The sequence below is a fragment of the Rhodococcus sp. C-2 genome (genome assembly GCF_027854095.1).
GTDB lineage: Bacteria > Actinomycetota > Actinomycetes > Mycobacteriales > Mycobacteriaceae > Rhodococcus_F > Rhodococcus_F qingshengii.
The window spans coordinates 508,989-533,917 of the sequence record NZ_JAQGFI010000002.1; the positions used below are offsets into that span (position 1 = coordinate 508,989).

A 24,929-nucleotide genomic window follows, 5' to 3' on the forward strand; every position below is an offset into this window, starting at 1 on the left:
TGTCGAAGAAGATAGTCATGTTTCCCCTCATGGGTTCGACCAGAATCGATTCGTTTATCCCCGCGAAAGTTTCTCCGTGAAATTGTCCTGTTCCGCAGCTCCAATCGTGTGAAGGCGATAGCGCCTCACCACCCGAGGCACGGCTCAGCACTCCTGTGGAGTCGGATATGTGGCGGCATCGTGAGCAGAAGCAATGGGCGAGGTTTCTCCGACAGTCAATCGTTCACCGTTTCGCCGCTTCCTCACAGCCGCGGTGATCAGTTCGGCCGGCTCGTCGGTGACAGCGGTGGCGATGCACACTTGGGGCGCCCACCTCGTCTACAGCCCAACGCGTTCCGGCTTGGACCGCTTCATGCTCGGTCCCGCCGAACACGTCGGCCAGATTCTTCCTGCCGCCCACAGGACGGCGCGCCGCGACAGCAACACCCACCACTAAAGCCAGTGCCGTATAGAGCGCGATCACACCATGAAGGCCACCGCCGATCTACCGGGAGCGCCCGACGCGAACTCCGCTCTTGCCGGTCTCGGCACTGAACAAGTCTCAGCCAACCGACGGCACTTCGGTGATGGCGTCGGCGGTCACGAGCATGTCGATCTCGACGCTGTTGGTTCCGTCGCCATCGGTGACGCGCACAGTTACCCCTGCCAGAGCCATTGGTCGTCGTGCATTTCCGCCCAGAATTTCAATTCAGATAGCGACTTCCATCGAAACTGGTTGTTACACAGTCACTTAAGAAAGAGAACTGACACAACTTGAAAGTTACCGGTGAGATATTTCCACTGTTACCGATCGCCATCCGAGCAACAAACCACGGTCCATCGGATCCCCGTCGCATGACGAAAGACGTGCGGGCCGATCCACATGATCAACTGTCTGCGCCGCCTCGGATGTCGCCGCGGTGCAGGGACGCGAGTTCGGCGAGGTGAGTTCCGACCCGATCAAGCGGGACACCGACCGTGACGAGATCGCGAGAACCTCGTCCTGCACCTATCCCACCGTATAGGTCGGCAGATGCACACAATGGCCTAACGTCGACCACGTCCAGCGCCGTCGTCTCGACAGCAGGACCCACACCACCATCAAATGCCGAGAGCTGCGTGCATGGTGCGATATTGAGCGTCCTTTTCGCCCTTCCGGACTTACCCGTGGACGTGCAGACTCATACAGTTACTGTGGACGCGTAGTCACACTTAGTTTACTGTGGGCACGTCTGAGATAGATGCCACAAAGGAGCCCGAAATGCAGTTCCTAACACCTCGTCGCACGCGGCGTAACGCGCCATCTGTCCGGTTAACTCCGGGGCGCAATACCGTCAACGAACATCGCGATTACCACGACACTCTGCGCACACTGTCCGAGGCATCCTCGACAGGGCTCCACTTCGAGGCGTTCAAAGACATCGCCTGGAATTCGCCCGAGTTCGCCGCCCCCGCGGACGACCCAAGATGGACACTCCCCGCGGTCGACCCCTTGTCCCACACCGACTGGTACCGCGCGCTCTCACCCCAGGAACAACGGCGGGTTGCCCGGATTCGGCTCGCATCTATAACAAAGACCGGCTCCCAGTTCGAGCAACTGCTCCTTCTCGGCGGTACCCAGTTCTTGATGGGCCTGGCGAACGAGAACCCCGAATTCCGCTACTTCATGCACGAACTCACCGAAGAGACGCACCACATCCAGATGTTTCAGGAGTTCACCAACCGGGTGGCTCCGGAGGTCCACGGTGCCCCAACGTGGCTTGTCAAGGCCTTCCCCCTGGTCGGTTCGCTGGGATCGCTGTGGCCCAGTTTCTTCTTTCAGATCATCCTCGCTGGAGAGGAGCCGATCGACCACATCCAGAAGAGCATCATGCGCGGCGGTGGCATTCACCCGCTCACCGACCGCATCATGCAGATCCATCTCGCCGAGGAAGCACGTCACATCGGGTTCGCCCATGCATGGTTGCGCCATCACGCTCCGCGCATGAGCCGATTCAACCGCCTCGCACTCGGCCTCACCACGCCTGTAGTCATGCGCATAGGGTTTTGGTCCATCGTCGTCCCGAGCCGGCAGGACGCGACGTTGCTGGGTATCCCCCGCAATGTTCTGCGCGAGACCTATTCGATGCGCAACCCCGATTTCCGGCGACTCCTTGCAGAGTCCTGCGCAGACGTCCGGAGCCTCGCCGACGCCAACGGAATGCGCACCCGGTTCACCCTCTGGTCCTGGCGGCTTACCGGAACCGACGGCCGGCTGTCGCGTTACCGCAACGAGCCGTCGAGGGCCGCGGCTTGACGATCTGCAACCCGCGACGCAGCTGCCCCTCTCCCACTTCGACAGACAGCTGCGTTACCCACTCACCGCGGTCGAGGCAATGGCGCACAGATATCAGCGCGCCAACCACAGGCCCACACCTGAATCGCCCCATCGAAGTGTAGGAAGCACATCCACCAAGGCGAACCAGCGACATCAGTGCCAGCGGACACGACCCAGGCTGCAGGATTCAACGCTGAACAAGTTTCAGCCGACCGACGGCACTTCGGTGATGGCGTCAGCGGTCACGAGCATGTCGATCTCGACGAGATTGGTTCTGCCGGCATCGGTGACTCGCACGGTAGTTCCGGCCAGCCATTGCCCGTCGTGCATTATCGCCCAGAATTTCGAAATACCGTCCAGGTATCCGGACATGTACAGGGCGGACGTTTTCACGCGCATGCTCACATGATCAGCGCGCGATGCTCCCCCACGTCCGAGCGGGAGCGCCCGGCCGATGTCTTGTGCACTACTGGACAGTGTCCAGTGAATTCGGAGTGTGTCTGAGACACCGCGCGGGAGATATTCGGCACTAGCCGTCGTGCGCCGTGATCCGCTGCTGCGGCATTCGCGTTATCGCGACGCCCTGGTCAAGTGAACGCGATCACGTTAGATTCGTAACACGGTCTGGTTGGGGAACCCGAGGATCCGAGAGGTTTTGAAATGATCGCAGGTGGCTGGATTTGGTTTTTACCGTTGCCATGGGAATGGCGAGTAGCGCTCTCGAAAGCGGTCCCGTGCGAACTCGGCGGTACCCAATGTTACTTCTGACGTGAGTGAAGGGTCCGCGAATGAATTGCTTCGTCGGACCCCTCAAACACCTCCTTTCAGTTGTTGGTCACTGCCAGGCCCTTACCCACAGGATTGGACTGAGCGGCGATCTCGGCCTGCACTGCCGAGAACTTGATGTACTCGGCCAGATCTACGGCGGCTACATCCACCCGGCATCCACCCTGGACAACGTGCATTTGATTGTCTCGCAATGGAATACGGCTACCGGTACTCCTTATCATGCGATGCAGTTCAAAACCTCCGTCACTCCCGCCGGCCCCGTGTACACCGTCGGCGGCGCAATCGGCGCCCGCTACACACAACTCGGCGCAGAAACGTCCTCTCTCGGCGCACCGACCGGCGACGAACAGACGCTGTCGAACGGGCGGGTACAGGATTTCGAGCACGGCCGCATCTACTGGAGCGCCGCGACCGGGGTATGGGAAACGTACGGGTTGATCGCGCAGAAGTACCTCGATCTCGGCGGACCCACCAGCCCGTTGGGGTGGCCCACCAGCGGTGAACTCGGCACGCCCAACGGAATCGGCCGCTTCAACCGCTTCACCGAAGGCAACATCTACTTCAATCCCCAGGCCGGCACCCACTGTGTCTACGGCGCCATCTTCACCGAATACGGCCGCCACGGCTACGAAGGCGGACGATTCGGATTCCCCATCACCGACGAATACTCCACCCCCGAGGGCCGCCGCAACGACTTTCAAGGCGGCTGGATCGCATGGATTAGCGCCACAGGTCAGGTAGTGACATCGTGATGTTCGACCTCAGCTGGCCCCCGCTGTATGTCTTTGTGCTCCAACGTATTCGGCGTAGCAGTGAGGGCAATGCGGTCACGGCATGTGATCGACCGCCAGATCACTCACAGGGCAATACATCGAGCCAGCAATCGAGGTGCCCATGCATCGCCGTGTAGGTGTTCTCGCTCTGATTGCGGTCGTTGCCGTCCTGATTGTCGTGGCGGTCTCGTTCTATTCCTTCGGCGGCGACCCGACCGAATACTGCCGCGCCCATGCGCCACGTCCACCAGCATCGGGTGTGGAACAAACCCTGCCGGCGGAGGGGCATTGGACTGCTTTTCCGATTGCAGGAGCCACCTGCACCTGGAATATCTCCGGCGACGTGCACTACGTGACCTCGATCATCCGATGGGGGCCGACACTGATGTTGCTCGGCGCCGTCGCCGTGTCCATCGCATCCTCCTATTTCATCGCAAAAACCCTCTTCGCTAATCGCCAATAGTTGGCAAGTACCTGTGAATCAATCCGAGAGGATAGGCATGCGCAGAAACATCAAGAGTGCTACACGACGCCGGAAACTGTGGACGACCTGCGTGAGAAGAACCAATACATCGAACCGGCCGAAGTCCTAAGAGCAATAGAGCGATTGTACGAATCACTGGTCAGCCAGATACCGCCGACTTCCTGACCAGTCTCGCCGGTCTACGGTCTCAGCCAGACCAAATCTGTTGCACGATCATCCACAGCCACTCACGGACAGGCTGCGGAAACGGGCTCCAGTACAACCACCAATTGTCCACAACGAACCTTCCTCAATTGTGCTGTTGCACTGAATCAGTGACGACCCGGCGGGTTGACTGGCGGATGTGCAGTATTCGAAACGTGCAGTGTTCCTTCACAGCAATTGCGGTAACTCGAATTCGATCGTTGTCGGAGCCAGGCCGAACTCGGGATATGACACGGTGATCCACAAGGGGCCCTGAGGGGGCGGGCTGAGAAAGTATTCGCCGCCGGTGGTGATGCCGAACAGGTTCTCGGCGATACCACGCCATGAACGGCCACTGTACAACCACGGCTCATTCGGGTCGTCGGGGTAGTCGCCGGGGTGGGTCGAGTTCGCGAGAATCGGCCCGGTGATGGTGTCGACAATGAGTCGAATTCTGTGCGGTTCAACGGGTTTGATCCGGGATCCGAAATTCATCTGTTCGTTGCTCGGCTGGGCGAGGGAGGGCATCTCCTCGGGCGTGGGTTCGTGCGCTACGACATGGAATGCGAGCCCAGTACGAAATAGCTGCAGGTTGGTCAACCGGAGATCGAAGCCGGGGTCGGCGGGGAACGGTAGGGATATGTCGTATGAAGCGCGAAGGTTGAAATCGGCTTGCGGGAGTCGCCGCCAGTCGGGGAGATCTCGGCTACGAATCAGTTGTTCGGTACGAGATCGTTCAGGACGGTTCAGGGCATCGAGCTTCTCCCTCAGTACCGGGTCCGGAATTTGTTCGCCAGCCAGCCGCAAGACCTGACCACTGCGCAGTACGTGCGCATCCCACTGCGGAGTGGACCGTACGTAGGCGAAATTGATACGTTCCGACATCTTGTGATCCTCTCGCCGCCGGGTGTTACAAGATCGTATTCCGCCGCCGACCGGCTGCAGACTCAGCCAGACCAAATCTGTTCCACAATCATTCTTTACGTTGGAGGACCATGGAAGGATGCTGAGATGCGTACGTTGATCGCAGCGGGGGCTGCAACCTTCTTGATTGGTGGTCTTATCTGCGTTGGCTTCGTGCTTTGGTGGCTCGGACAACCGACCCATTGCTCTTCGTACGCACCTCTGACATCGCAGATCACGGATCCGACCAACTTACCTACGATCTCCCTCTGCCCTGGCAGTGATGAGAGCCCGACGCTGTATCTCATCGTCGGGCCACTGGCCAGCGCTGCGGTCGGAGCGCTCACTGGGTTCGTTGTCTGGCGCAGCGGAGTTCAGTTGTCGCGCACCCGGTAATTTTTACCCTTCTCACTACCGACCTCGCGGCCTTGTGCTGAAGCGGCATGTGCTTCACCAACCCAAATTCACCACGTATGGAAGCGATACCGCAGGTTGTCGACTCGATGCGCTCGGCGACGACCTCGACGAACTGCTCTCCTATCTAGACGCCTGGTCCGAGGCGATCGTCGATGCCAACTCCTACCCCAAGCGGATTTCCGGGATCTACTACCTCGGCGGTGGCCCGCACGGTTCCGGGTTGACCATCGATATCGCAGCTGATCTGTACGAGGGCAGGGCGTGAATGATGGCCGTAACCCATTCTCAGCTAGGCCAAATCTGTTGCACGATCATCCACAGCCACTCACGGACAGGCTGAGGAAACGGGCTCCAGTACAACCACCAATTGTCCACAACGAACCTTCCTCAATTGTGCTGTTGCACTGAATAAGTGACGACCCGGCGGGTTGATTCCGTCAGCGGACTTGTCGAGCGCAAACCTTTGAATGCTGGATGTCTGAGTCCGCCGTCGGTGCACTCCCGGTATTCCACTTCGCACACCTAAAGCGGTCCAAATCCGCGTTACCAGACCAGCGCGGCTCACGGATGGACGGACGTAGCACGATAACGGTAGCCATCCTGGTGCGCGTCGGAACCGTACTGCGCAACAAGGTCCTCATATTCAAGGTCCACTAGCTGGCCTGGAGTCAGGACGCGGTACCCAGTCGCCACAATCTCGGAGTAGAACACCCAACAACCGCCGGGAATTTCGGCTGCGTCGAGTACACCCCAGCCTTCCTCGGCGTGGAACTCACGGACGACTGCGCTTGCCCGGAGCGGCGGCGGGTCCTCGAACGTGGTTTCGGCAACGAGGTCCGAATCCGTAATCTCAGTGATGGTGCCGTCGGGATCGATGTTCCAGGCTGTGGCCCCGGTGAATGTCGGCTCTCGCCCCGGAAAGCTCTGTGGGCCGAAGACCGAGATACCGGACGCGATGACCGCCAATGCCGTCAGCGCATATCCCCATCGCCGGGAATTTCGGGAGCCCATGGCATGGACGCTACAGGCACTACTACGCCTAGTAGGGGCTGCTCGAATCGTGGGTCGTCGAGCACGGCGTCTATGCGGCAGTCGGCAACAATCTGCGCGATTGCCGCTCGTCCGCAGCGATGGTGGCGAAATGTGGATGATCGTCGTTTGTTTCCTGGAGCAGTGGGTGGCCGCAATCTCGTCTTCCACGCATCCTCGAGTGCGGCTCGTAGAACCGGTCCCGGTGATGGCCGAAGGAATGTACGAATGCGCCAGGCGGTGATGCCGAGGGCAATGGCGATCGCGAGAGCGAGCGCCTTGGCTGGATATAGGCCCGCCGGCGACAGTCATGATCGGGTTTTTCCTTCTAGAGATTCCCGGTCTGGAGCCTCGCCGGTTGTCGCCGGTGGGGCTCCTGCGTTGTGTGGGTCAGCTCGTTACGCCGCGTTAAGAACCTGAAAACTCGGTGAGCAAACCTTCCTTTCCCAGGTGAAGCGGCGGATTATCGAAGTGGTCGCGCATCTGGTTACCGCGCGGCATGTCGAGCGCGCCTGAAGGCACAACGGGCCGGGAGGTCACATGCTGCTACATCAATCGATCGGGTTGGAGCGCTTCAACGAACTACCGCGGCAGAAGGCAGTTCACGCATTGTTCGAGTGCTGCTGCTCGCTGACGTGGGCCGGGTGGGTCAGCGACGGACGTCCGTTCGCCGACCACGCGGAGATCCTCTCGCGCGCCGAGGACGCGATTCTCAACCTCTCGGACGAGGACGTCGAACGCGCCCTGCAATGCCATCCACCCGTAGGCGTGCGCAAGAACAGCGTGCCGTCCCACCTCGAGCAATGCTCGATCTGGGTTCCGGACGACGCCGTCATGGCAACCATCTATCGCGCCGGCGAGGAGTACGAGCGGAACTTCGGCTTCCGGTATCTGTGGTGTTCGCACGGCCACGACGCCGACGACCTGCTCGAGAACATCGGCCAGCGCATGTCCAACGAACGGTCCGTCGAGCGCAAGGTCTGCGTCGACGAGCTCGCCAAGATCACGCGGACGAGGATCGAGCGGATGCTGGGACCCGAGGACGGCTATCCCGAGTACTGAAAAGAAAAGCGGGTGCAGCGCTTTCGCGCCGCACCCGCTTTCATGCTCTGAATCGATCAGAGATCGAACTCGGCCGGAGAGATTCCGACTGCAAAACACATGTCGCGTACGACGCCGCGCTCGTGCTCGTCGAAGTTGCCGTCCGCGCCGCCGATGATGATGCCGATCTGGATGACCGCGCGGGCCTGATCCTGCTTCGACTTGAGCTTGGCGATGGTCGCGGTTGCCTCGACCTTGCCGAACTCGTAGTCCGAGGACAGCTTGCTGCAGTACCAGTCGAACTGCTCACGAAGCTCGTCCGGCGGGAAGACCGCGAGCGACTCGTTGCTCATGATCAGCGCGGCGGTCTTCTGACGCTCCGACGGATCGATCGAACCGTCTGCGGCGGCGATCAACGCGCACATTGCCATGCTCGCGTTCTTGAATTCCTTGTTCTGGAACTGGCTGGTCTTTGTCTTGAGCTGGCCGTTCATCTCCTGAGCCTTAGCCTTCAACTGATCCCAGAATGCCATGAGTCTCCTCGAGTATTGCCGCCACACACCGCGCGTGGTCGTACCACCACTCTGCCTGTGTGCTCGGCAATCCGCCATCGGCCGCTAGGTGCGGTCGAACACTGCCAGAATTCGCGACTCGGAGATCGGGTCGAGCACGTCCGGGGTGAAGTGCCATTGCGTGCGGGTCCACGGATCGTGAACCTCCGTCTGCCCTGCTGCCGAAAGATGTTGGCACCCCTCGGACAGCGCGGCGACGGATTCTTCCGCGAAGTTCGACTCGTCCTCTCCGACAATCAGTATCGACAAACCGATTCCCGGTCCGCGTTCGGCGAGGAACATGATGGTCTGTGCGTCTTCGGCGGAATATCCGTGCGGGAAATCGCTGAGGATCAACAGTCGTAGGGAACTCGGGCCATCTGCGACGCCACTCATTCGCGCGAGTTCGCCCATGTCGACGGCTTCGGCGAGTGCCCGCAGACGCGCTGAGATCTCGGTGTGAGTGGTGATGACCGGCCCCGCGAGCATCGGTGCCAGTCGGTCGGTCAGTGGCGTGAGCGAGCCGGTCAGGTCGACGACGTCGAGTAGCGGCATCGGGCCTGCTGCCATGACGCGCACGGTGACGGCACTAATCAGACCGAGCGCTGCTTTGCTCGACGTACTGTCCACCCAGATGGGCCGACGCAGTGGGAGCGGGACGCAGTAGGGAACGGTGAGCGTGCCGCGGTCCGGAGCCGACAGCTCACCCAGACGCATTCCGTCGCTGACGGCTGTGATCTGGGCCGGATCGGTTGTACCCGCCCAGGATACCGACTTCCACGACGCCATCGACCGTGGGAGCACGCCGTCGATCACGCCGAGTTCGTGCGCAAGCTGAGCGCTGTCGCGGGCGTGATTGTCCCGCGCGAGTGAGACGAGGTCGTCGTGACGCTTCTGTGCGGCATCGCGCGCCGCCACTCCCGCTGCCGAGTTCCGCAACGACGGATCTGCGACGGCAGCGGTCAGATCTTCGTCCAAACGGGAAAGCGCGTACTCGCTGCTGGAGACGAAGGAAGCGGCAGATCGTGAGGCATCCTCGAAGATCATCCACGCGCGCTCGAGGCCGCGGCCCACCTCCAACGGCTCCACCGCGGAGTCCCACGCGGGCGCGGCTGTCGGGGCTGGTTGTGCCGGCTCGTCGTCCACCTCGACGCCGTGCACCGAGATCAGTTCCGCCAGACCACCCGCATAGCCCTGCCCGACGGCCCGGATCTTCCAGGCACCGGACTTTCGGTACAGCTCCCAGCAGATGACCGCTGTCTCGGTACCTGCGGTGGGGATCGCGAATTCGGCCAGGACCGAACGGGATTGATCGCTCAGGGTGGCGGAGAGCCCGGCCGTGCGAAAGGCTCCCGCGGCCGTCGCTGCCGGATCCACGCTCACGATGCACAACACGGCCGCCGCATCGGGGTGAAGTCGATCGAGTTCCACCCGAATGCCACTCTCGTCGAGTTGCACTCCAGCGGTGGACGGTTGGTTGTAGAAAACGAAGTCCGCGGACGTCAATGCCCGCAGGTTCGCGTCCGCTACCAGCGCCGACACGTCGAACGGCGTCTGGCTCTCGGCTCGAAACGTCACCACGGGCGCCTGCAGCGGCGCGTTCTGTCCGGGAACAAAAGTCATACCCACAGCAGCGAACTATGCCATGACCGGGCTCTCTCGGTCAGCCTTGCACGTCCGCCACCACTAGATCGGCCACCGCGGTCATCCCAGCGTCCGTGAAGTGCAAGCGCTGCGCCGTCGACTCCGAGAACAGGCCTTCGAACCAACGCTGATCTGCACTCGCACATGCGTCGTGCCCGCCGGCGATGCTCGCCGCCGCAATGTCGACAGTGCGCACACCGTGGGCGTGGGCGACCTCGTCGAACTTCGTGTTGTAGCGAGCGAAGTAGTCCATGAACCAGGATGCGTCGGCGTCTGAGAACGGAATGTTCGGCCAGCATCCGCGAGAGGAGATCATGCCGCCCTCTCCGATCAGGTAGATGCGAGCGTTAGGCGCGCGCTGCGTGACCGCAGTCAGGATGCGATCCAATTCTCCGGCAGCCCGGTCGATTCCGGATTGGGCGACGGAATTCGCGAGCGGGTCGTACCGGCATCCACGATCGGTTCCTGGCCCCGGAGCGACGCACAGGGGGCCGAGGAAGATGCTGTTGGAGTCGTTGCCGCCGATCGAGATGGTGATCAGGTCGGTGTCCGGGTGAACGGCATCGAGTTGGACAGGCCAGTAGTTCGGAATCAGCTGTGGAGTGTCGATGATGTTCTCGGCGCGTGCCGCGCTGCAAGAGACGTCGGCGAACTCCGCGACCTCGAGTGCCCGAGAGATCTTGCCCGCGAAGTTCTCGTACGAACGCGAACAGGCGTCGGGGTACATCGGTTCCAGCCTTGGGCCGGAGGCGCGGGAGTCACCGAGGGCGACGTACTTGATCCCGGTGCCGGATACACCTGACAGCGTTTCCGACTGCGGCACCGAAGCCTGCGCGATCCCGGTGCTCACGATCGCCAGCACAACGCCTGCGACAGCCGCCGCCCGACCGAGAAGTTTCCCTCGAATGATCATCTACTGTGCCAAGTCCTCTCGCGCACGGCCGCTCGACTGACGGCTCGACATGCCGCATGAGGTTAACGCACAGAGGGGGAAACGATGTCCGGTTCGACGGACGGCGATCGAAATCACCTACCGCCGAACCGGATTCATCTCGACTATGCAGTCTCGACTCAAGCAGTGAGGAAACGGCCCAGCTGCGGCGCAGCTTCTCCTGCGTGCTTGGCCTGGATACCTTCACCGATGGCCTGCAGCTTCCATTCACCGTTCACGCGGTACACCTTTGCCATCACCATTCCGGTGAAAGCCATGCCGCCCTGGAGCGTGTATCGAGCGAGCTCGGAGTTGGTGGTGCTGTCAACGAGACGGCAGAACGCGTTGGAGACCTGCTCGAACGTGTGTCCGCGGTACGAGGTCACGGTGAAGATCACGGTGGTCACGTGAGCCGGGACCCGCTGCAGATCGACGAGCATGACCTCGTCGTCGCCGTCTCCGTCGCCGGTGAGGTTGTCACCCATGTGACGGACCGAGCCGTCCTTGGACGTCAGCTGACCGTAGTAGCAGACGTCGACGAGGTTGCCGTCGGCGTACAGGAGTGCCGAAGCGTCGAGGTCGACGTCGGCGGTACGGCTTCCGAACAGGCCGCTCTTCTTGATCGGATCCCAACCCAGACCCATCTGGATCATGGTGAGCGCGACGCCGCCCTCCTTGCGGAGTGTGACCTTCTGTCCCTTGGTCAGGCTGACGGGGCGTCCCTTGACCAGGCTCACCTCGGGCTGCTGCGCCGGCGGCTGGTTCTGCACGGGAGGCGCCGGGGGTGCCTGGTTGTACGTCGGCTGCTGGTTGTACGCAGGCTGCTGCGCCGGCGGGTAGGCCGGCGGCGTCGGTCCCTGGTTGTAGGCAGGCGGCTGGTTGTACGCGGGCGGGGCCGGCGGAACCGGCGGCGCGTTGTACGAAGGCTGCTGCTGCGGCGGCTGGTTGTACGCCGGCGGTGTAGGAGCGACGGACGAGGGCGGGGTGATCGGCGCCGGAGCCGCGACCGGAGTGGGCGGCGGCGGCGCGGGCGCATCGTCGACGGACACACCGTGATCGGTGACCAGCGCGGCAAATCCACCCGCGTACCCCTGGCCGACGGCGCGCACCTTCCATGCACCCTGGCGTCGGTACACCTCGAGCGCGATGACGATGGACTCGGTGGTGAGGCCGTCGATCACGTACTCGTACAACACGTTCCCGGCCGCATCGGAGACCCGAGCGGTCGGTGCAGCAGTGCGCCCGAAGTTCGACGAAGCGTCGTCGAGCGTGATGACTGCGCGAACCTGCTCGATATCGGCGGGTACGCCGGCGAGTGAGACTCGGAGTGAGGCAATGCCACCCGGGTTGGGTACCAATTGCACGCCGGGTCCGGTCGGCTGGTTGAAGAAGACGAAGTCGGCGTCGGAACGAACTTTTCCGTTGCTCGTCACGAGGAGTGCAGACAGGTCAGCGGCCGCAGCCAGCTGAACCGAGACAACTACATCCGAGACGTCCAGCGGGCCGTTCTGCCCTTTGGCAAGCGATACAGACAACTAAATCCCCTTCATAGAGAGCGTGTATTACCCGAGCGCGGAAGAGAACCACCGCAAGATCTCCGCGCTCGCTGCGATACCGGACCTTTCTGTCACAGTAACGGTCGGCCGTTGCCAATTCAGTTCTTCCAGCTCACCGTGCCTGGGCCTGATCGCGAAATCGGAGTATTCGAGCATGCCCGCATCCAATGCGCCGTCACCAGCCGAGATCACGACGGCGGACTGATCCAGATCACCCGACTCGACCAGTCTGCGGCGCACCTCTGCCAGCGCGCGTGACTTCGAGACAGCGTCGGGCATCGTGTAGATCTTCCGGCCTTGACGAGAGACGTTCCAGCCCCGCGCCACACACCAGTGATTCCATTCGGTCTCGAATTCACTCGGCATCACGGCCAGATCTACGACCAGGTACGGAAACAGATCGTCGGCAACACGAATGGAGCTGACCCAACTCGAGTCGATGCGCGATTCCAGTTCCGCCTGAACCTGCGGCAACTCGGCGCCGGCCTTGCGGGTCGAACGGTCGATCTCGTTTCGCCACTCGCGATCGGCTTCGCCGTCCACCAGGATGTTTCCGCCGTTGCTCGTGATCGCGTACTTCCACGGTCCGCCGGGGAGATCGATCCGCTGAAACTGTGCGATGGTCCGGGTCGTTGTCGGAATCACCGGAACCCGCGAGCTGAGCGCGGTCAGCAGTTCGATCGATTCGACGCTCATGTGCGAGAGCGGACCGCCGTTGTAGTACTCGACGCACAGCGGGCTCGGTGCCGAATCCAGGTCGGAGCCACTGGGATCGCCGCCGATCGCGGCCTGCGAATAGATCATCGTGCGGTCCAGATCCGTGGCGATCAGGACCTGGGACGCAGCGGTGTCCACACGGCTCACGTGATGTCCTTGATCAGGCCGACACACGAGTAGGCGAGATCCGGGACGACCTCGACCGGGACCCCACGGGCCTGTGCCAACAACCGGATGTGTGCGTGCTCCGGGGCTTCGAGTTCGCGCACCAGAACCTTCCAGGGAAGCCGGCGCAGCAGCACCCTGGTTGTTTCTCCGACACCGGGTTTGACGAAGTTGACCGTCGAGATCCCGTACTCGGCCTGCACCTTCTCCACCGACTCCCAACCGGCCCAGGTCGGCGTCCGATCGGAATCGAGCACTGCAGCAAGAGAATCCGCTGCGTCGCCGCGAACCGAATCGAACTCGGCCGAGACCACGTCGAGCAACCTGTTGGAAACGTCGACGTCGGCGAGGTCGGCGTAGAACTTGGCGCCGTGGAAATCGCCGGGCCCGATGAGGGTGTCGTTGAGGACAGTTCGTGAGACCAAGCCGGACACCGTCGAATTGAGGCACGCCGACGCGATCAGGAAGTCGTCACGGGTCCCGTACGTTCGCACGCAGTGTCCGGGGTCGGCGAGAACAGCCAGATCGGAGTCGAACTTCGCTCCGCCTGCCTCGTGGTACTCCGTCAACGCTGCGTCGAGTTCGCGGGCGATGGCGCCCTTGCCCGTCCAGCCGTCGACGAAGACGACGTTCTCCGAGTCGTGATGGTGCGCAAGATAATCGAGTGCGACGGAATCGATTCCTTTGCCACGGACGATGGACACCGCATAGTGCGGCAACGTCAACCCGCGGGTCTGCTGGGCCCAGCGCCGCATCAGAATCCCGATCGGTGTTCCGGCCCGGGCGAGTGAGACCAGCGTGATGTCACTCCCCCGCTCGGCCAAGACCAGGTCCATCACGGTCCCGACAGCGCGCGCCAACCGTGGAGCGCTCTCGGCGAGCACCGTCTCGAAAAGATCCCGGTATGCCTGATCGGGTTGGTACTCGATGGGAAGAGACTCGGCATAGTGCGCCTCACCCGACTGAATACGCTTCTCGCGCACGGATACATCCGCTTCGAGATCCACGTGCGAGAGATCCTTGAGCAGCCACTTCACTTCGCCCGGCGCGTACGAACCGAATTCGGGCCCGACCAATGGTTCGTTCATGACGAGCTCCCTGCTCTGGAATCTCGCAGCGCCGACGGATCGGCCCCGCGAACGGTGGCGACCAGGACGTCGGTGCCGGAGTTCCGCAACACCTCGACCACTCCGTCCATCGCCGTCAACCGATCGGTGTCGGCGGGCTCGTCGATGACCAGCAACGCAAGGGCGTCGACCGCCGCATCAGGCCACTGCGCGTTGTAGACGTATCGGGGTTCGTTCTCGCCCAGTTCGGGCGCCGGAAAGGTGAACCCGCGACGCAGCGGGTATCCCGGCACGTCAACGACGTAGGCGGGTGAACGCGTCGTGGTCTGGTAACGAACTGCTCGCCCAGAGCTTTCCAAGCCCGCAGCGATGCGCAGTGGCAGGTACATCAACTCCTCGTGACCGATCACGATCACAGCACGCGACGCGTCGATCGACGATTTGAGAATGGACACCGCTGCCTCGACGGCTGACTCGAATGCCGCGGTGTCGCCGTCGAGAAAGCCGTGCCTGCCACCGTCGGGGACATGTGCCGGCCACGGCAGATCCATCTGAGACAGCGTGCCGCGGCGATCACCGATCGGATTGAGATCCGGAGCATCCAGCGCCGTGACGCGCTCGGTCAGGCCGTCGGGCAGGACCGTCGAACCCGAAGCGAGAGAGACGTAGTCGATTCGTACATTCAACTCTGCCGCCGCGGCTTCGCCGGCGACTCGGTGTTCCTCGGTTCTCATGTCCACCAGCGAGGCCACGACGTAGCGGCTTCGCGGGCATTGCCCGTGCAGCGCCCGGATGGCATCGATCGCGGTGGCGCCGGTGGAGATCTCGTCGTCGACGAGGACCAGAGGCAGGTCGTTCTCGAACAGTTCGGCGGACGTCGGCTGCATCAGATGGCTCGTGGCGTGCGAGTGCCCCTCCTCGAACCCGGCGAGCGTCGTAGCACCTGGTACGTCGCGACGAGTCGAGTGCAGGTAGCAGTGAGCGCGCAGACGGGCCGCAACGCAATGACCCAAACCTGTTGCGGTTTCGGCAAACCCGAGCACGACGACGTCGACACCCTCACCGAGGGTTGTCCGCACCAGATCGCCGAGGTCGTCGGCAGCACCGATGACCACGGACGGCTCGGTGGGCACGTGCTTTCCCAGCACAGTGGACACCAGCAGGTGAGCGCGACGCGGATTCCGCCGAAGACCCGGGATCACCAGATCGGGCACCGAATGCCCGAGCGACGAATCACCGTGAACGAGGTCCAAGCCGAATTCTGCTGTAGCCCAGGGAACGTCCCGGGACTGGACAACCTCTGTCATCGATCGACCAACGCCGTCAGCAACTCGACGAACGTGATTCCCTTGTTGGTCACACCGAACACGTGAGCTCGGAGCGCAGTCTGATGGGCCCAATTGCGGTGCGGCTTCATCTCGTTCATCTTGTTCCGGTAGCCGGACGCCTGAACTCCCCCGGCGTCGGCACCGAGAATGTCGAGGGCATCGTGATATTCCTCGTGCGTGACAGCGGACAGTGCATTGACCGCTGCGACGTGCGACGGGTGGATGACCGTCTTGCCCTGGATTCCGTTGGCTCGGTCCAGCGCGATCTCACGGAGCAGACCGTCGAGGTCGCGGCTGACGAGATGCTGACGGAACCGGACGGCGTCGTGTTCCTCGAACGGGGTGGCGCGCAGCATCGGCCGGAACATGCGTTCGTGATCGGCGAAGTACTCCCACACGGGCCCGGTGATGACAAAACCCGAACCGTCCGCGCGCCCGAGATAGTTGACGATGTCGGCGATGACGTCGACCACCACGCGCACGTCGTAGATGGTCAGATCGCGGTCACGACGGATGCCGAAAGTGCTGCACATGTCGGTGGCGCCGATGCGGACGGCAAGGATTCGATCGCGGTGTTGCGCGAGAATCCCACTGATGGTGCGCAATTCGAGATCGCGAGTATCGCGGTGCACAAGCGCGGGTGATTCGAGTACCGGCATCGCGTAGAGATGCTTGCCCAGCAACTCGGATGCGTCCGCGACGGCGTCGAGGAACACAGGGCCGGACTCGCTGCCGAACTTCGGGATGACGAACCCGGTGAGCGCGGCGCGCCCCTCGGTCAACGACGCGGCGACCTTGTGGATGTCCGCGACTTCACGAACCCGCACGAACAGCAGCATGCCGACGGCGTCGGTGGACGCGATCTTGTCGAGAGCGTCAACCGCGTTCGCTCGCGCTGACTCCACCTCGTGATCCGCGACGGCGTCCTCGAGATCGAGCACCATCGAGCTGACGCCCTCGGACGCACGCTTGACCACGATGTCGGCCAACCCGGCCCGGGTGGCAGGAACGTAGAGAGTTGCACCCAGAGCAATCGCGAGCAGATCCCTCTCGTCGGAATCCGCGAACGATCGAGGCGCATGCAGGAACAGTTGCTCCCGCACGTCATCCTCGAGATGTTGAAAGTGCTGCATTTCTCTTCTCTCTGTAACCGCAATCAAGTCCATGAAACGACCCCCTGTGACAACGCGTCGGGCAACTCCGATCCCCCGATCGGCCCGACCATTCAGTTTTTGCCGGCTCGCGCCCGCATCTTCTCGACAACTTCGGTGATGAACGTCGATACCGAGTCCAGCTGTAATACATACGACCAGTAGTCCGGATGAGTTCCCGACAGTGACGCACTCGCTCGCTCGATCCTTGCTAGTTGAGCATCGAGTACGGAGCCCCACTCCGCCACCAACCCTTGGTTAACAGCGAACATCTGGGCGTCTTTCAGCCGGAAACGAACCTCACGTTCCTTTTGGCTCGGATCTGCCCGGACTGCACGCAGAGTAGCGAGACGGTCCGTCACGGCGTCGGCACACGCTTCGGCGTCGGCGAGGTGCACGCGGGCTTCGGCCATCAACGCCAGTGCATGTTCGGGGTTTCCCGCAGCCAGCGACTGCTTCGCTTCCTTGAGATCGATGTCGGCCTGATCGATATGCGCTCGGCTGCGACTGCTGTTGTCGACGAGGTCAGCGGAACTCGCGGCGTTGAACTCGCGCAGCAATGCGGAGTACGCCGGATCCAGGCGGTCCACTCGAGTGCGCACTGCCGACAACCTGGTCGAAACGGAGGAGATCGTCATCTCGGCACGGTGCTGGGTCGACGGGGCTTCTGCCAATGCTTCCTCGAGCGCCGATACCGCTTCGCGGACACTCTCGGCCCGCGTGCGGACTGCGTCGGCGCGACCGGATGAGCGCGCATTGTCGAGCGCTGCAACCGCGTCGTCGAGGTGTTCGGAGGCCGTCACCACCGACGGGTACTCGCGATAGCGCTGATCGGTGGCAGCCAGTTTTTCCCGGACGGCGTTCGCCAGGGTTCGGGCCTGTTGGCCGAGGACGGGAATGGCGGACATCGTGACCGTCGCCTGCTCGAGGTGCGCACGATGCCCGTTGTAGAAGGCGTCGACGCCCTTTGCCGCCTCGACGAGTTCGGCTACCGACTTTTCGAACGCCGCCCGAGCACCGTTCGGGTTCTGGTGGAGTACCTGATCGTTGCCATAGCGCTCGGATGTGTCGAGGTAGTCCGACGCAGCCTGGAAGCACCGATCCCGAACGGGTTCCCACGCAGCGCGCAGCCCTCGCTCGGGGTACAGCTCGGCGGAAGCGTCGACTGCTGCCGACGCGATGGTCTGCCGCTTGTCCATGTCGAGGAACGCCGAAACCATGGCCGTCTGCGCCTCCCGCGCACGACTGACCGACTCCCCCACTCTTGCCCCCCGATTGAAGCGCTCCGACCATCTTCCCACCACGATTGAATCCTACGGGTCCAGCACTTCGCTTCTCGGTTCGTAATTCTGCTGTTACGGCGAACACACCGGAACTGCGGTTAGGGTGGTGGAGGTAAACACACTCCCAAGACGACTTCGCGTCGTAGTGGGCCTTGTCTCTCCTCTTGAAAGGACCCCTGAATGGGCGTCAGCTTGACCAAAGGCGGCAATGTCTCTCTCACGAAGGAGGCCCCGAACCTGACTGCAGTGGTCGTCGGCCTGGGCTGGGACGCGCGTTCCACCACCGGAGCTGCTTTCGACCTCGACGCCAGCGCAATCGGCGCAGGCTCGAACAAGAAGGTCCTCTCCGACCAGCACTTCATCTTCTTCAACAACCTCCGTTCGCCCGACGGCTCGATCGAGCACAAGGGTGACAACACGGACGGCGAAGGCGAAGGCGACGACGAGCAGATCGACGTGAACCTCGCAGCGGTTCCCGCCGAGGTCGAGAGCGTTGTCTTCCCCGTCTCGATCTACGACGCAGAAGCTCGCTCGCAGTCCTTCGGCCAGGTCCGCAACGCGTACATCCGCGTCGTCGACAAGTCGAACGGCAACGAGCTCGCTCGTTACGACCTCTCCGAGGACGCTTCCACCGAGACCGCCATGGTCTTCGGTGAGCTGTACCGCAACGGTGCAGAGTGGAAGTTCCGCGCAATCGGCCAGGGCTACGCGTCCGGCCTCGCGGGCATCGCGCGCGATTACGGCGTCAACGTCTGATCTTCGCTCTCGACGAGCTGACTCGGGGAAGGTTCCGCAGTAGTCTGTGGAACCCTCCCCGTTTTCACGTTCGGATGCGGTGAGAGACCGCTTGCAGTAACCACTCTGCATTGACCAACTAGAAAGGGCCACGCTCCGTGGTACTGCGAATATTCGGTTTATCCATCGCAATTTCGATCCTCGCGATGATCGTTGCGTTCATCTACGGCGGACCCGAGGCACTGTTCCTCGTCATCATCCTGTCGATTCTGGAAATCTCGCTTTCCTTCGACAACGCCGTCATCAACGCCACTGTTCTGCAAAGAATGAGTGAATTCTGGCAGAAGATCTTCCTCACCATCGGCGTCATCATCGCCGTCTTCGGTATGCGTCTGGTGTTCCCACTCGTGATCGTCTGGGCTGCATCCGGTCTCGGTCCCGTAGCTGCACTCGACCTCGCGCTCAACCCGCCGCCGGACGGTGCAGCGTACTTCCCCGGCACGAACGAGCCGAGCTACGAAACCATCCTCACGGACGCTCACCCGCAGATCGCTGCCTTCGGTGGCATGTTCCTGCTGATGCTCTTCCTCGGTTTCATCTTCGAAGAGCGTGAGATCACCTGGCTGTCTTGGCTCGAGAAGCCCCTCGCTCGCATCGGCAAGCTCGATCAGCTCTCCGTCGTCGTGGCCGGCATCGTCCTGGTACTGAGTGGTTCGTTCCTCGCCGCTGACGACAAGGTCTCCACCGTCATGATCTCGGGCGTTCTGGGCATGATCACCTACATCGCGGTCAACGGCTTGGGTGAACTGTTCAATCTGCCGGAAGAAGGCGAAGAGGAAGAAACCGCCAAGTCCGGCGGCCCCACGCAGCTCGCGAAGGCGACCGGTAAGGCCGGCTTCTTCCTGTTCCTCTACCTCGAGGTCCTCGACGCGTCCTTCTCCTTCGACGGCGTCATCGGCGCATTCGCCATCACGGCAGACCCGATCATCATCGCCCTCGGCCTCGGCTTCGTCGGCGCGATGTTCGTCCGTTCCATCACGGTCTTCCTGGTCCGCAAGGGCACGCTCTCCGATTACGTCTACCTCGAGCACGGTGCGCACTGGGCCATCGGCGCTCTGGCCGTCATCTTGATGGTGTCCATCGGCGTTCACATCAACGAGATCATCACCGGCCTGGTCGGTGTCTTCTTGATCGGCGCTGCTTTCATCAGCAGCCTCATTCGCAACAAGCGAATCGCGAACGAAGATCCGAAGTTAGACGAGAACACTCCGGCAACTGTCTGACGTTCTTTTCACGAAACGCCCGCGACCAATTGGTTGCGGGCGTTTTGTTTGTTATGCCTGAATTGAAACTCTCTGCATTCCCAGCCGCGCGCCAATTGTTCAGCCGCGCGCCAAATTCAGCCTGCGGCTGAACAATTGCCCTGCGGATTCGAAACCACACAAAATTCGATCTGCCCCTGGACAATCAAGATGCGAAATCCGACTGTGCACAGCGATGAGGGGAAATTCGTGGAAGACCAATTTCTGTCCAAAGGCCAGAACATCGAGCTCCCCGACGAACTCGATCAGATCGACATCGTGATCACCTGGGACAATACGGAATTCGGTGTCGATGCCTCGGCATTGCTTCTGGGTGCCGACGGAAAAGTCAGGTCCGACGCGGACTTCGTCTTCTACAACCAACAGGAATCTGCTGACGGCTCGGTTCGCTATCTCGGCCGCCGCGAAGCCGAATCCGGTCCGCACGAGCGCCTCCTCGTCCACCTCGCTGCTGTACCCGATCAGGTCGACGCGATCGCTTTGATAGGCAGCGTCGACACCGGCTCTTTCGGCGACCTCGGCAAACTTGCGCTCCAACTGGTTGATTCCGGTGGCTCTCCTATCGCCGAATACGTCACCGCCGACGCGTCCACCGAAACCGCATTCGTCTTCGGCCAGGTCTATCGACGTAGCGGGAAGTGGAAACTTCGCGCAATCGGCCAAGGTTGGGCATCAGGCCTCGCCGGGCTCGCCGAAGACTTCGGAGTCGACGTGAGTGAGGATGCCCCCGTCGAGGAGCCTGGGTCACCTGAGCTCGAGGCAATCCAACCGATATCGGAACAGGAACCGTCAGTCACAGAGCCCTCAACGCCCGCGAAGCCCGTCCGACAGCGTGGTGTTCGTACAGCGAAGCCGGTGCCCAAGAAAGCCCCACTACCCGAATTCAAGCACGCAGAGTCCGAGGCCTGGCAACCTGCACGACTCTTCTCGGTGATCGGCGTCGGAACCGGTGAGGAACAAGAACGACGCACAACGTCGGCATTGGTTTCCACGATGCAAGCGGTTCCATTGTTTGCGCGGGCGGTTTCGTCCCGCGTGGGCGCGCCGGCCGGCTCGTTCGAGGGCTATGTCGAAGTTCCCTACGTCAAAGGTGAATCTCGGGTGATCCCGGATGCGGTGTGGCGCATCGCCCGCGGAAGCCGGCTCTGGACCGGCTTGCTCGAGGCAAAGACTGGAGCAGGCACCCATACCCGAGAGCAGCTCGAAAACTATCTCGACGTCGCCAAGAAGAACAAGTACGACGTCGTGATCAGCCTCTCCAACGACTTGCCTGCCGGCGCCGGCGAATTACCCGTCGAGGTGGACAAGCGCAAGCTCACCAAAGTTGCGCTGCGGCATCTCTCTTGGGCAGAAGTCATCCACGAGGCTCGGATGGTGCTCTCGCACGGCGGAATCGACAATCCGCTGCAAGGTTGGATTCTCAGCGAATTTCTCCGGTACATCGAACATCCCAAGTCCGGGGCCGCGGAGTTCGTCGACATGGGTCGGCACTGGGTATCGATACGCGATTCCGTGAGCGCCGGAACTCTACGTCCTGGAGATCCGAAGGCAGCGGCGGTCGCTCAGTCGTGGATCGCGCTCGCGCGGAACCTTGCGCTGCGGTTCACTGCAGATCTCGGTGTCGTCGTCAAACACGTGTTGCCCCGTCGGGTGGTCAACGATGCGGATGCGCGTACCGCGCTGACGGTCAACGAATTGGCGAACGACGGCACCTTCAGCGCCACCCTCCGAATCCCCGACGCAGCCGGAGAGCTACGGGTTACTGCTGATTTGAGAACCAACAAAGTGAGCTGCAGTACAACGGTTTCTGCACCAGACGAAGGCACTTCGGGAAAACGAGTCACCTGGGTTTTGCGTCAGTTGAAGAATGCTCCTGCCGAATTGTTGGTCGAAGCGTTGTTCACCGGCCCGGCCTCGTCGACTTGCGAGACCGTTGCATCCGCGCGCACAACGCCACGTCTGTTGACAGACAGTCAAGGCGGCCAACTCAGTTCATTCGTACTGACACAGTCCTTCACACTCGGCAGCAAGCGTTCGGGTACTGCTGCGAGTTTCATCAACAGTGTGACCAGTTCGGCCGAAATCTTCTACTCCGAAGTCGTTCAACCGCTCCGTGAATGGGTCCCCGCCGCCCCGAAGGCGTCCGATCTCCCTCGTGAAGAACAAGTCGACAACGAAGACTGACAATGAACGAGATAGTCATAGAGCGCGCAACGGACGAGGACGCCGCGGAAATCCTTGTTCTACAACGCTGTTGCTGGGTTTCGGAAGCAATCTCCAACAACAGCATGGACATACCCCCGCTCCACGAGGACCTACCCACGGTCCGAGCCTGGGTTCAGGAGTCGACTGTCTGGACCGCACGACGCGGCGGCCGACTCGTCGGGGCCGTGCGAGGAACCGCGGACGGAACCGCATGGCAGATAGGGCGCCTCATGGTGGCACCGGACTTGGCGGGCAACGGCCTCGGCCGACGCCTCTTGCAGCACGTGGAACAGAACGCTCCGGAGCACATCACCCGTTTCGAGCTGTTCACCGGAAGCAGGAGCCTGCGGAACATTCGCCTGTACACCCGAGCGGGCTACTCCCAATTGCCGCCGGACCCAAGCCACATCCCCGGAGTCGTCTACCTGTCCAAGCCGAACGCCATCAACTCCGACTGAACGGCGATACTGACTTCTGTGATGAACATTCGCGTCGCAGCGCAGACAGACTTGCCGTTCTTACGTGAGCACGACTCGCACGTCGCTGCCGAGGAACTCGCGTCAGTGGTCCAACGCGGCCGGATACTCGTCGCCGAGGACAACGGTAATCCAATCGGCTGGCTGCGCTGGGGCTTGTTCTGGGACGAGATTCCGTTCATGAACATGCTGACCGTCCTGTCTTCGAACCGCGGCCAAGGCATCGGGCGCGCTTTGGTCACAGATTGGGAAAAACGCATGAGCCGCGCGGGACACTCGCAGGTCCTCACCTCCACACTCGCCGACGAATCAGCCCAGAACTTCTATCGCGCAATGGGATACACCGACGCGGGAGTTCTTTTACTCCCAGGCGAGCCCTCCGAAATCTTCCTACGCCGAGACCTCGAGCCTGCGCCCGATCTGACCGATCCCCACATTACCCGCGAGTAATATATGGTGGTCGTCGCACCGCGATCTCAGGGTGGGGCGCGGCACACCAATGTGGAGGACGAGTATGTCGTCAAGGGTCTTATCTCGCACAGTTGTCGGAGTACTCGCGGTTGCACTGACAGGCGTCGGTGCACCGGCAGCACTCGCGCAGCCGGCTCTTGCCCAGTCCCCTGATGACAGTTTCTACAGCTACGAGGGCGCGGCGCCTCTCTCGTCGTATGCTCCAGGCGCGGTCCTCGAGACTCGCACCGTGCCGTACACCATTCTCAACATCCCGACCCCGATACAGGCAGTGCAGGTTCTCTACCGATCAACCGACGCCCTCGGTCAGCCGTCGGCCAACGTCACCTCGATCCTGCGCCCGGCCAACGCTCAACCGGACAAAGTTGTTTCGTACCAATCCTTTTACGATTCACTGAACCCCGACGACAGTCCGTCGCGGGCTATCGCGGGCAACACCCCGATCGGAGATTGGACGCCGAGTGGGCGTAATTTCAACGTCGGCGGAACCTTCACGTCCATCGAGGCAGCCTTGTTCGGGCCGCTCTTCGCCCTCGGCTACACGATCGTCGTCCCGGACACCGAAGGCCCGGATGCAAACTTCGCTGCCGGACCCGAATACGGGATGATGACGCTCGACGCTCTGCGTGCGGCCAAAGATGTCCCGGAAACCGGAATCACCGACGACGCAGAGATCGCGCTGATGGGGTACTCCGGCGGAGCGATCGCCACCAACTGGGCTTCGATCCTCGCTCCCGCGTACGCACCGGAGATCAACGATAACTTGATCGGTGCCGCGCAAGGCGGCGTGCTGGTCAATCCGGCCAACAACCTTCGCTACGCGAGCGGAAGCATCGGGTGGGGCGGCGTCGTCGGCATGGCCATCGTCGGCGTTGCGCGTTCGTACGACATCGATTTCGGAAAGTATCTCAGTGACCGTGGACGCGACGTCATGGCTCGACTCGAAGACGCGTCCATCGGCAATGTGCTGGCACAGTATCCCGGACTGACCTGGCAGGATCTGGTCAAACCCGAGTACGCCGATCCCAATTCGGTTCCCGAGTACGTCGATGTCGTGAACAAGATCAACATGGGCACCGCGGCGACACCGACCATTCCGATGTTCATCGCGCAGGCGGCCAACGGCACCATCGAGGGCACCCAACCCGGCGGCCCCGGTGTCGGAGCGGGAGACGGCGTGATGATCACGGGCGACGTCCGCACCCTCGCACGCAAGTACTGCGACGCCGGCCTGGCGATTCAGTACGACCAGTACGACACCATCAGCCACTTCCTCGGCGCCATGCTCTGGCTCCCCGGTGCGCTCGCCTGGGTCGACGACCGCTTGAACGGCAAGCCTGCACCGTCCAACTGCGCGAACATTGCACCGGGGAACTCACTTGCGCCGCAAGAACATGCGCGCTGACTGACAG

Annotated in this window: 24 protein-coding genes; 12 read left to right on the forward strand and 12 right to left on the reverse strand. The window is 61.9% G+C overall.

Going from position 1 to position 24,929, the window contains the following annotated elements; translation table 11 throughout:
* Positions 1-193: 193 nt before the first annotated feature.
* Complete coding sequence (locus PCS43_RS06170; RefSeq protein WP_003941172.1) at positions 194-436, forward strand: hypothetical protein; 243 nt, start codon at positions 194-196, stop codon at positions 434-436.
* 804 nt (positions 437-1,240) lie between these two features.
* A complete protein-coding gene (locus tag PCS43_RS06175; protein ID WP_209911202.1) occupies positions 1,241-2,275 on the forward strand; it encodes an AurF N-oxygenase family protein in 1,035 nt (344 codons plus the stop codon).
* 225 nt (positions 2,276-2,500) lie between these two features.
* On the opposite strand, the gene PCS43_RS06180 is transcribed toward PCS43_RS06175, so the two are convergent.
* Positions 2,501-2,695: a hypothetical protein gene (locus PCS43_RS06180; protein WP_209911199.1), complete on the reverse strand. Its 195-nt coding sequence runs from the start codon at positions 2,693-2,695 to the stop codon at positions 2,501-2,503.
* Between the two features lie 614 nt (positions 2,696-3,309).
* Here PCS43_RS06180 and PCS43_RS06185 point away from each other — a divergent pair.
* Complete coding sequence (locus PCS43_RS06185; RefSeq protein WP_051649620.1) at positions 3,310-3,837, forward strand: LGFP repeat-containing protein; 528 nt, start codon at positions 3,310-3,312, stop codon at positions 3,835-3,837.
* A 142-nt stretch (positions 3,838-3,979) separates the two neighbouring features.
* Positions 3,980-4,321: a hypothetical protein gene (locus PCS43_RS06190; protein WP_042922694.1), complete on the forward strand. Its 342-nt coding sequence runs from the start codon at positions 3,980-3,982 to the stop codon at positions 4,319-4,321.
* A 393-nt stretch (positions 4,322-4,714) separates the two neighbouring features.
* Here PCS43_RS06190 and PCS43_RS06195 read toward each other — a convergent pair whose 3' ends face one another.
* Positions 4,715-5,410 (reverse strand): hypothetical protein, encoded by a 696-nt coding sequence (locus PCS43_RS06195; protein WP_209911196.1) that lies wholly within the window; start codon positions 5,408-5,410, stop codon positions 4,715-4,717.
* 463 nt (positions 5,411-5,873) lie between these two features.
* Between PCS43_RS06195 and PCS43_RS06200 the strand changes: the two genes are divergently transcribed.
* Positions 5,874-6,110 (forward strand): hypothetical protein, encoded by a 237-nt coding sequence (locus PCS43_RS06200; RefSeq protein WP_054826767.1) that lies wholly within the window; start codon positions 5,874-5,876, stop codon positions 6,108-6,110.
* Positions 6,111-6,406: 296 nt separating this feature from the next.
* Here the strand turns inward: PCS43_RS06200 and PCS43_RS06205 are convergent, their stop codons facing one another.
* The gene (locus PCS43_RS06205) at positions 6,407-6,856 is read right to left on the reverse strand and encodes a hypothetical protein (RefSeq protein WP_080961075.1); all 450 of its coding nucleotides are present in this window, start codon (positions 6,854-6,856) and stop codon (positions 6,407-6,409) included.
* Positions 6,857-7,414: 558 nt separating this feature from the next.
* On the opposite strand from PCS43_RS06205, the gene PCS43_RS06210 reads away from it, so the two are divergent.
* Positions 7,415-7,936 (forward strand): 2-oxo-4-hydroxy-4-carboxy-5-ureidoimidazoline decarboxylase, encoded by a 522-nt coding sequence (locus tag PCS43_RS06210; protein ID WP_007727034.1) that lies wholly within the window; start codon positions 7,415-7,417, stop codon positions 7,934-7,936.
* Between the two features lie 56 nt (positions 7,937-7,992).
* On the opposite strand, the gene PCS43_RS06215 is transcribed toward PCS43_RS06210, so the two are convergent.
* From PCS43_RS06215 to PCS43_RS06255, 9 genes are all read right to left on the reverse strand, one after another.
* The gene (locus tag PCS43_RS06215) at positions 7,993-8,448 is read right to left on the reverse strand and encodes a tellurite resistance TerB family protein (protein ID WP_003941110.1); all 456 of its coding nucleotides are present in this window, start codon (positions 8,446-8,448) and stop codon (positions 7,993-7,995) included.
* Positions 8,449-8,532: 84 nt separating this feature from the next.
* Entirely contained in the window at positions 8,533-10,089 is a 1,557-nt protein-coding gene (locus PCS43_RS06220; protein WP_209911193.1) for a TerD family protein, read from the reverse strand.
* Between the two features lie 40 nt (positions 10,090-10,129).
* Entirely contained in the window at positions 10,130-11,023 is an 894-nt protein-coding gene (locus PCS43_RS06225; RefSeq protein ID WP_007727037.1) for an SGNH/GDSL hydrolase family protein, read from the reverse strand.
* 158 nt (positions 11,024-11,181) lie between these two features.
* Complete coding sequence (locus PCS43_RS06230) at positions 11,182-12,576, reverse strand: TerD family protein (RefSeq protein WP_039972770.1); 1,395 nt, start codon at positions 12,574-12,576, stop codon at positions 11,182-11,184.
* 27 nt (positions 12,577-12,603) lie between these two features.
* Positions 12,604-13,461: an HAD family hydrolase gene (locus PCS43_RS06235; protein ID WP_442972510.1), complete on the reverse strand. Its 858-nt coding sequence runs from the start codon at positions 13,459-13,461 to the stop codon at positions 12,604-12,606.
* Positions 13,458-14,567, reverse strand: a complete 1,110-nt coding sequence (locus tag PCS43_RS06240) for a cysteine protease StiP family protein (RefSeq protein WP_003941082.1) — start codon at positions 14,565-14,567, stop codon at positions 13,458-13,460. The genes PCS43_RS06235 and PCS43_RS06240 overlap by 4 nt, the downstream gene beginning before the upstream one ends.
* Positions 14,564-15,853: a phosphoribosyltransferase family protein gene (locus tag PCS43_RS06245; RefSeq protein WP_047269680.1), complete on the reverse strand. Its 1,290-nt coding sequence runs from the start codon at positions 15,851-15,853 to the stop codon at positions 14,564-14,566. The genes PCS43_RS06240 and PCS43_RS06245 overlap by 4 nt, the downstream gene beginning before the upstream one ends.
* Positions 15,850-17,007: an HpcH/HpaI aldolase/citrate lyase family protein gene (locus PCS43_RS06250; RefSeq protein ID WP_042950575.1), complete on the reverse strand. Its 1,158-nt coding sequence runs from the start codon at positions 17,005-17,007 to the stop codon at positions 15,850-15,852. The genes PCS43_RS06245 and PCS43_RS06250 overlap by 4 nt, the downstream gene beginning before the upstream one ends.
* Before the next feature lie 92 nt (positions 17,008-17,099).
* On the reverse strand, positions 17,100-18,245 hold the full coding sequence (locus tag PCS43_RS06255; RefSeq protein WP_007727045.1) for a hypothetical protein: 1,146 nt from the start codon (positions 18,243-18,245) through the stop codon (positions 17,100-17,102).
* Positions 18,246-18,488: 243 nt separating this feature from the next.
* Between PCS43_RS06255 and PCS43_RS06260 the strand changes: the two genes are divergently transcribed.
* From PCS43_RS06260 to PCS43_RS06285, 6 genes are all read left to right on the forward strand, one after another.
* A complete protein-coding gene (locus tag PCS43_RS06260; protein WP_003941199.1) occupies positions 18,489-19,064 on the forward strand; it encodes a TerD family protein in 576 nt (191 codons plus the stop codon).
* A 137-nt stretch (positions 19,065-19,201) separates the two neighbouring features.
* Positions 19,202-20,326, forward strand: coding sequence for a DUF475 domain-containing protein (locus PCS43_RS06265; RefSeq protein WP_029254390.1), 1,125 nt, complete (start codon positions 19,202-19,204; stop codon positions 20,324-20,326).
* Between the two features lie 228 nt (positions 20,327-20,554).
* Positions 20,555-22,549 carry a TerD family protein gene (locus tag PCS43_RS06270; protein ID WP_042922784.1) on the forward strand — a complete coding sequence of 665 codons (1,995 nt, stop codon included), beginning with the start codon at positions 20,555-20,557 and terminating at the stop codon, positions 22,547-22,549.
* A 2-nt stretch (positions 22,550-22,551) separates the two neighbouring features.
* The gene (locus PCS43_RS06275) at positions 22,552-23,028 is read left to right on the forward strand and encodes a GNAT family N-acetyltransferase (RefSeq protein ID WP_042922718.1); all 477 of its coding nucleotides are present in this window, start codon (positions 22,552-22,554) and stop codon (positions 23,026-23,028) included.
* Between the two features lie 21 nt (positions 23,029-23,049).
* Positions 23,050-23,496 (forward strand): GNAT family N-acetyltransferase, encoded by a 447-nt coding sequence (locus PCS43_RS06280; RefSeq protein ID WP_270923004.1) that lies wholly within the window; start codon positions 23,050-23,052, stop codon positions 23,494-23,496.
* A gap of 64 nt (positions 23,497-23,560) precedes the next feature.
* A complete protein-coding gene (locus tag PCS43_RS06285; RefSeq protein ID WP_209911190.1) occupies positions 23,561-24,922 on the forward strand; it encodes a lipase family protein in 1,362 nt (453 codons plus the stop codon).
* Positions 24,923-24,929 lie beyond the last annotated feature (7 nt).

What these genes read in the sequence shown, in the direction of transcription:
- PCS43_RS06190 (WP_042922694.1), top strand. Translation starts at nt 3,980, where the DNA reads ATGCATCGCCGTGTAGGTGTTCTCGCTCTGATTGCGGTCGTTGCCGTC.
- PCS43_RS06215 (WP_003941110.1), bottom strand. Translation starts at nt 8,448, where the DNA reads ATGGCATTCTGGGATCAGTTGAAGGCTAAGGCTCAGGAGATGAACGGC.
- PCS43_RS06205 (WP_080961075.1), bottom strand. Translation starts at nt 6,856, where the DNA reads ATGGGCTCCCGAAATTCCCGGCGATGGGGATATGCGCTGACGGCATTG.
- PCS43_RS06185 (WP_051649620.1), top strand. Translation starts at nt 3,310, where the DNA reads ATGCAGTTCAAAACCTCCGTCACTCCCGCCGGCCCCGTGTACACCGTC.
- PCS43_RS06180 (WP_209911199.1), bottom strand. Translation starts at nt 2,695, where the DNA reads ATGCGCGTGAAAACGTCCGCCCTGTACATGTCCGGATACCTGGACGGT.
- PCS43_RS06275 (WP_042922718.1), top strand. Translation starts at nt 22,552, where the DNA reads ATGAACGAGATAGTCATAGAGCGCGCAACGGACGAGGACGCCGCGGAA.
- PCS43_RS06220 (WP_209911193.1), bottom strand. Translation starts at nt 10,089, where the DNA reads ATGACTTTTGTTCCCGGACAGAACGCGCCGCTGCAGGCGCCCGTGGTG.
- PCS43_RS06285 (WP_209911190.1), top strand. Translation starts at nt 23,561, where the DNA reads ATGTCGTCAAGGGTCTTATCTCGCACAGTTGTCGGAGTACTCGCGGTT.
- PCS43_RS06280 (WP_270923004.1), top strand. Translation starts at nt 23,050, where the DNA reads ATGAACATTCGCGTCGCAGCGCAGACAGACTTGCCGTTCTTACGTGAG.
- PCS43_RS06175 (WP_209911202.1), top strand. Translation starts at nt 1,241, where the DNA reads ATGCAGTTCCTAACACCTCGTCGCACGCGGCGTAACGCGCCATCTGTC.
- PCS43_RS06195 (WP_209911196.1), bottom strand. Translation starts at nt 5,410, where the DNA reads ATGTCGGAACGTATCAATTTCGCCTACGTACGGTCCACTCCGCAGTGG.
- PCS43_RS06260 (WP_003941199.1), top strand. Translation starts at nt 18,489, where the DNA reads ATGGGCGTCAGCTTGACCAAAGGCGGCAATGTCTCTCTCACGAAGGAG.
- PCS43_RS06170 (WP_003941172.1), top strand. Translation starts at nt 194, where the DNA reads ATGGGCGAGGTTTCTCCGACAGTCAATCGTTCACCGTTTCGCCGCTTC.
- PCS43_RS06240 (WP_003941082.1), bottom strand. Translation starts at nt 14,567, where the DNA reads ATGAACGAACCATTGGTCGGGCCCGAATTCGGTTCGTACGCGCCGGGC.
- PCS43_RS06250 (WP_042950575.1), bottom strand. Translation starts at nt 17,007, where the DNA reads ATGCAGCACTTTCAACATCTCGAGGATGACGTGCGGGAGCAACTGTTC.
- PCS43_RS06225 (WP_007727037.1), bottom strand. Translation starts at nt 11,023, where the DNA reads ATGATCATTCGAGGGAAACTTCTCGGTCGGGCGGCGGCTGTCGCAGGC.
- PCS43_RS06255 (WP_007727045.1), bottom strand. Translation starts at nt 18,245, where the DNA reads ATGGTTTCGGCGTTCCTCGACATGGACAAGCGGCAGACCATCGCGTCG.
- PCS43_RS06245 (WP_047269680.1), bottom strand. Translation starts at nt 15,853, where the DNA reads ATGACAGAGGTTGTCCAGTCCCGGGACGTTCCCTGGGCTACAGCAGAA.
- PCS43_RS06210 (WP_007727034.1), top strand. Translation starts at nt 7,415, where the DNA reads ATGCTGCTACATCAATCGATCGGGTTGGAGCGCTTCAACGAACTACCG.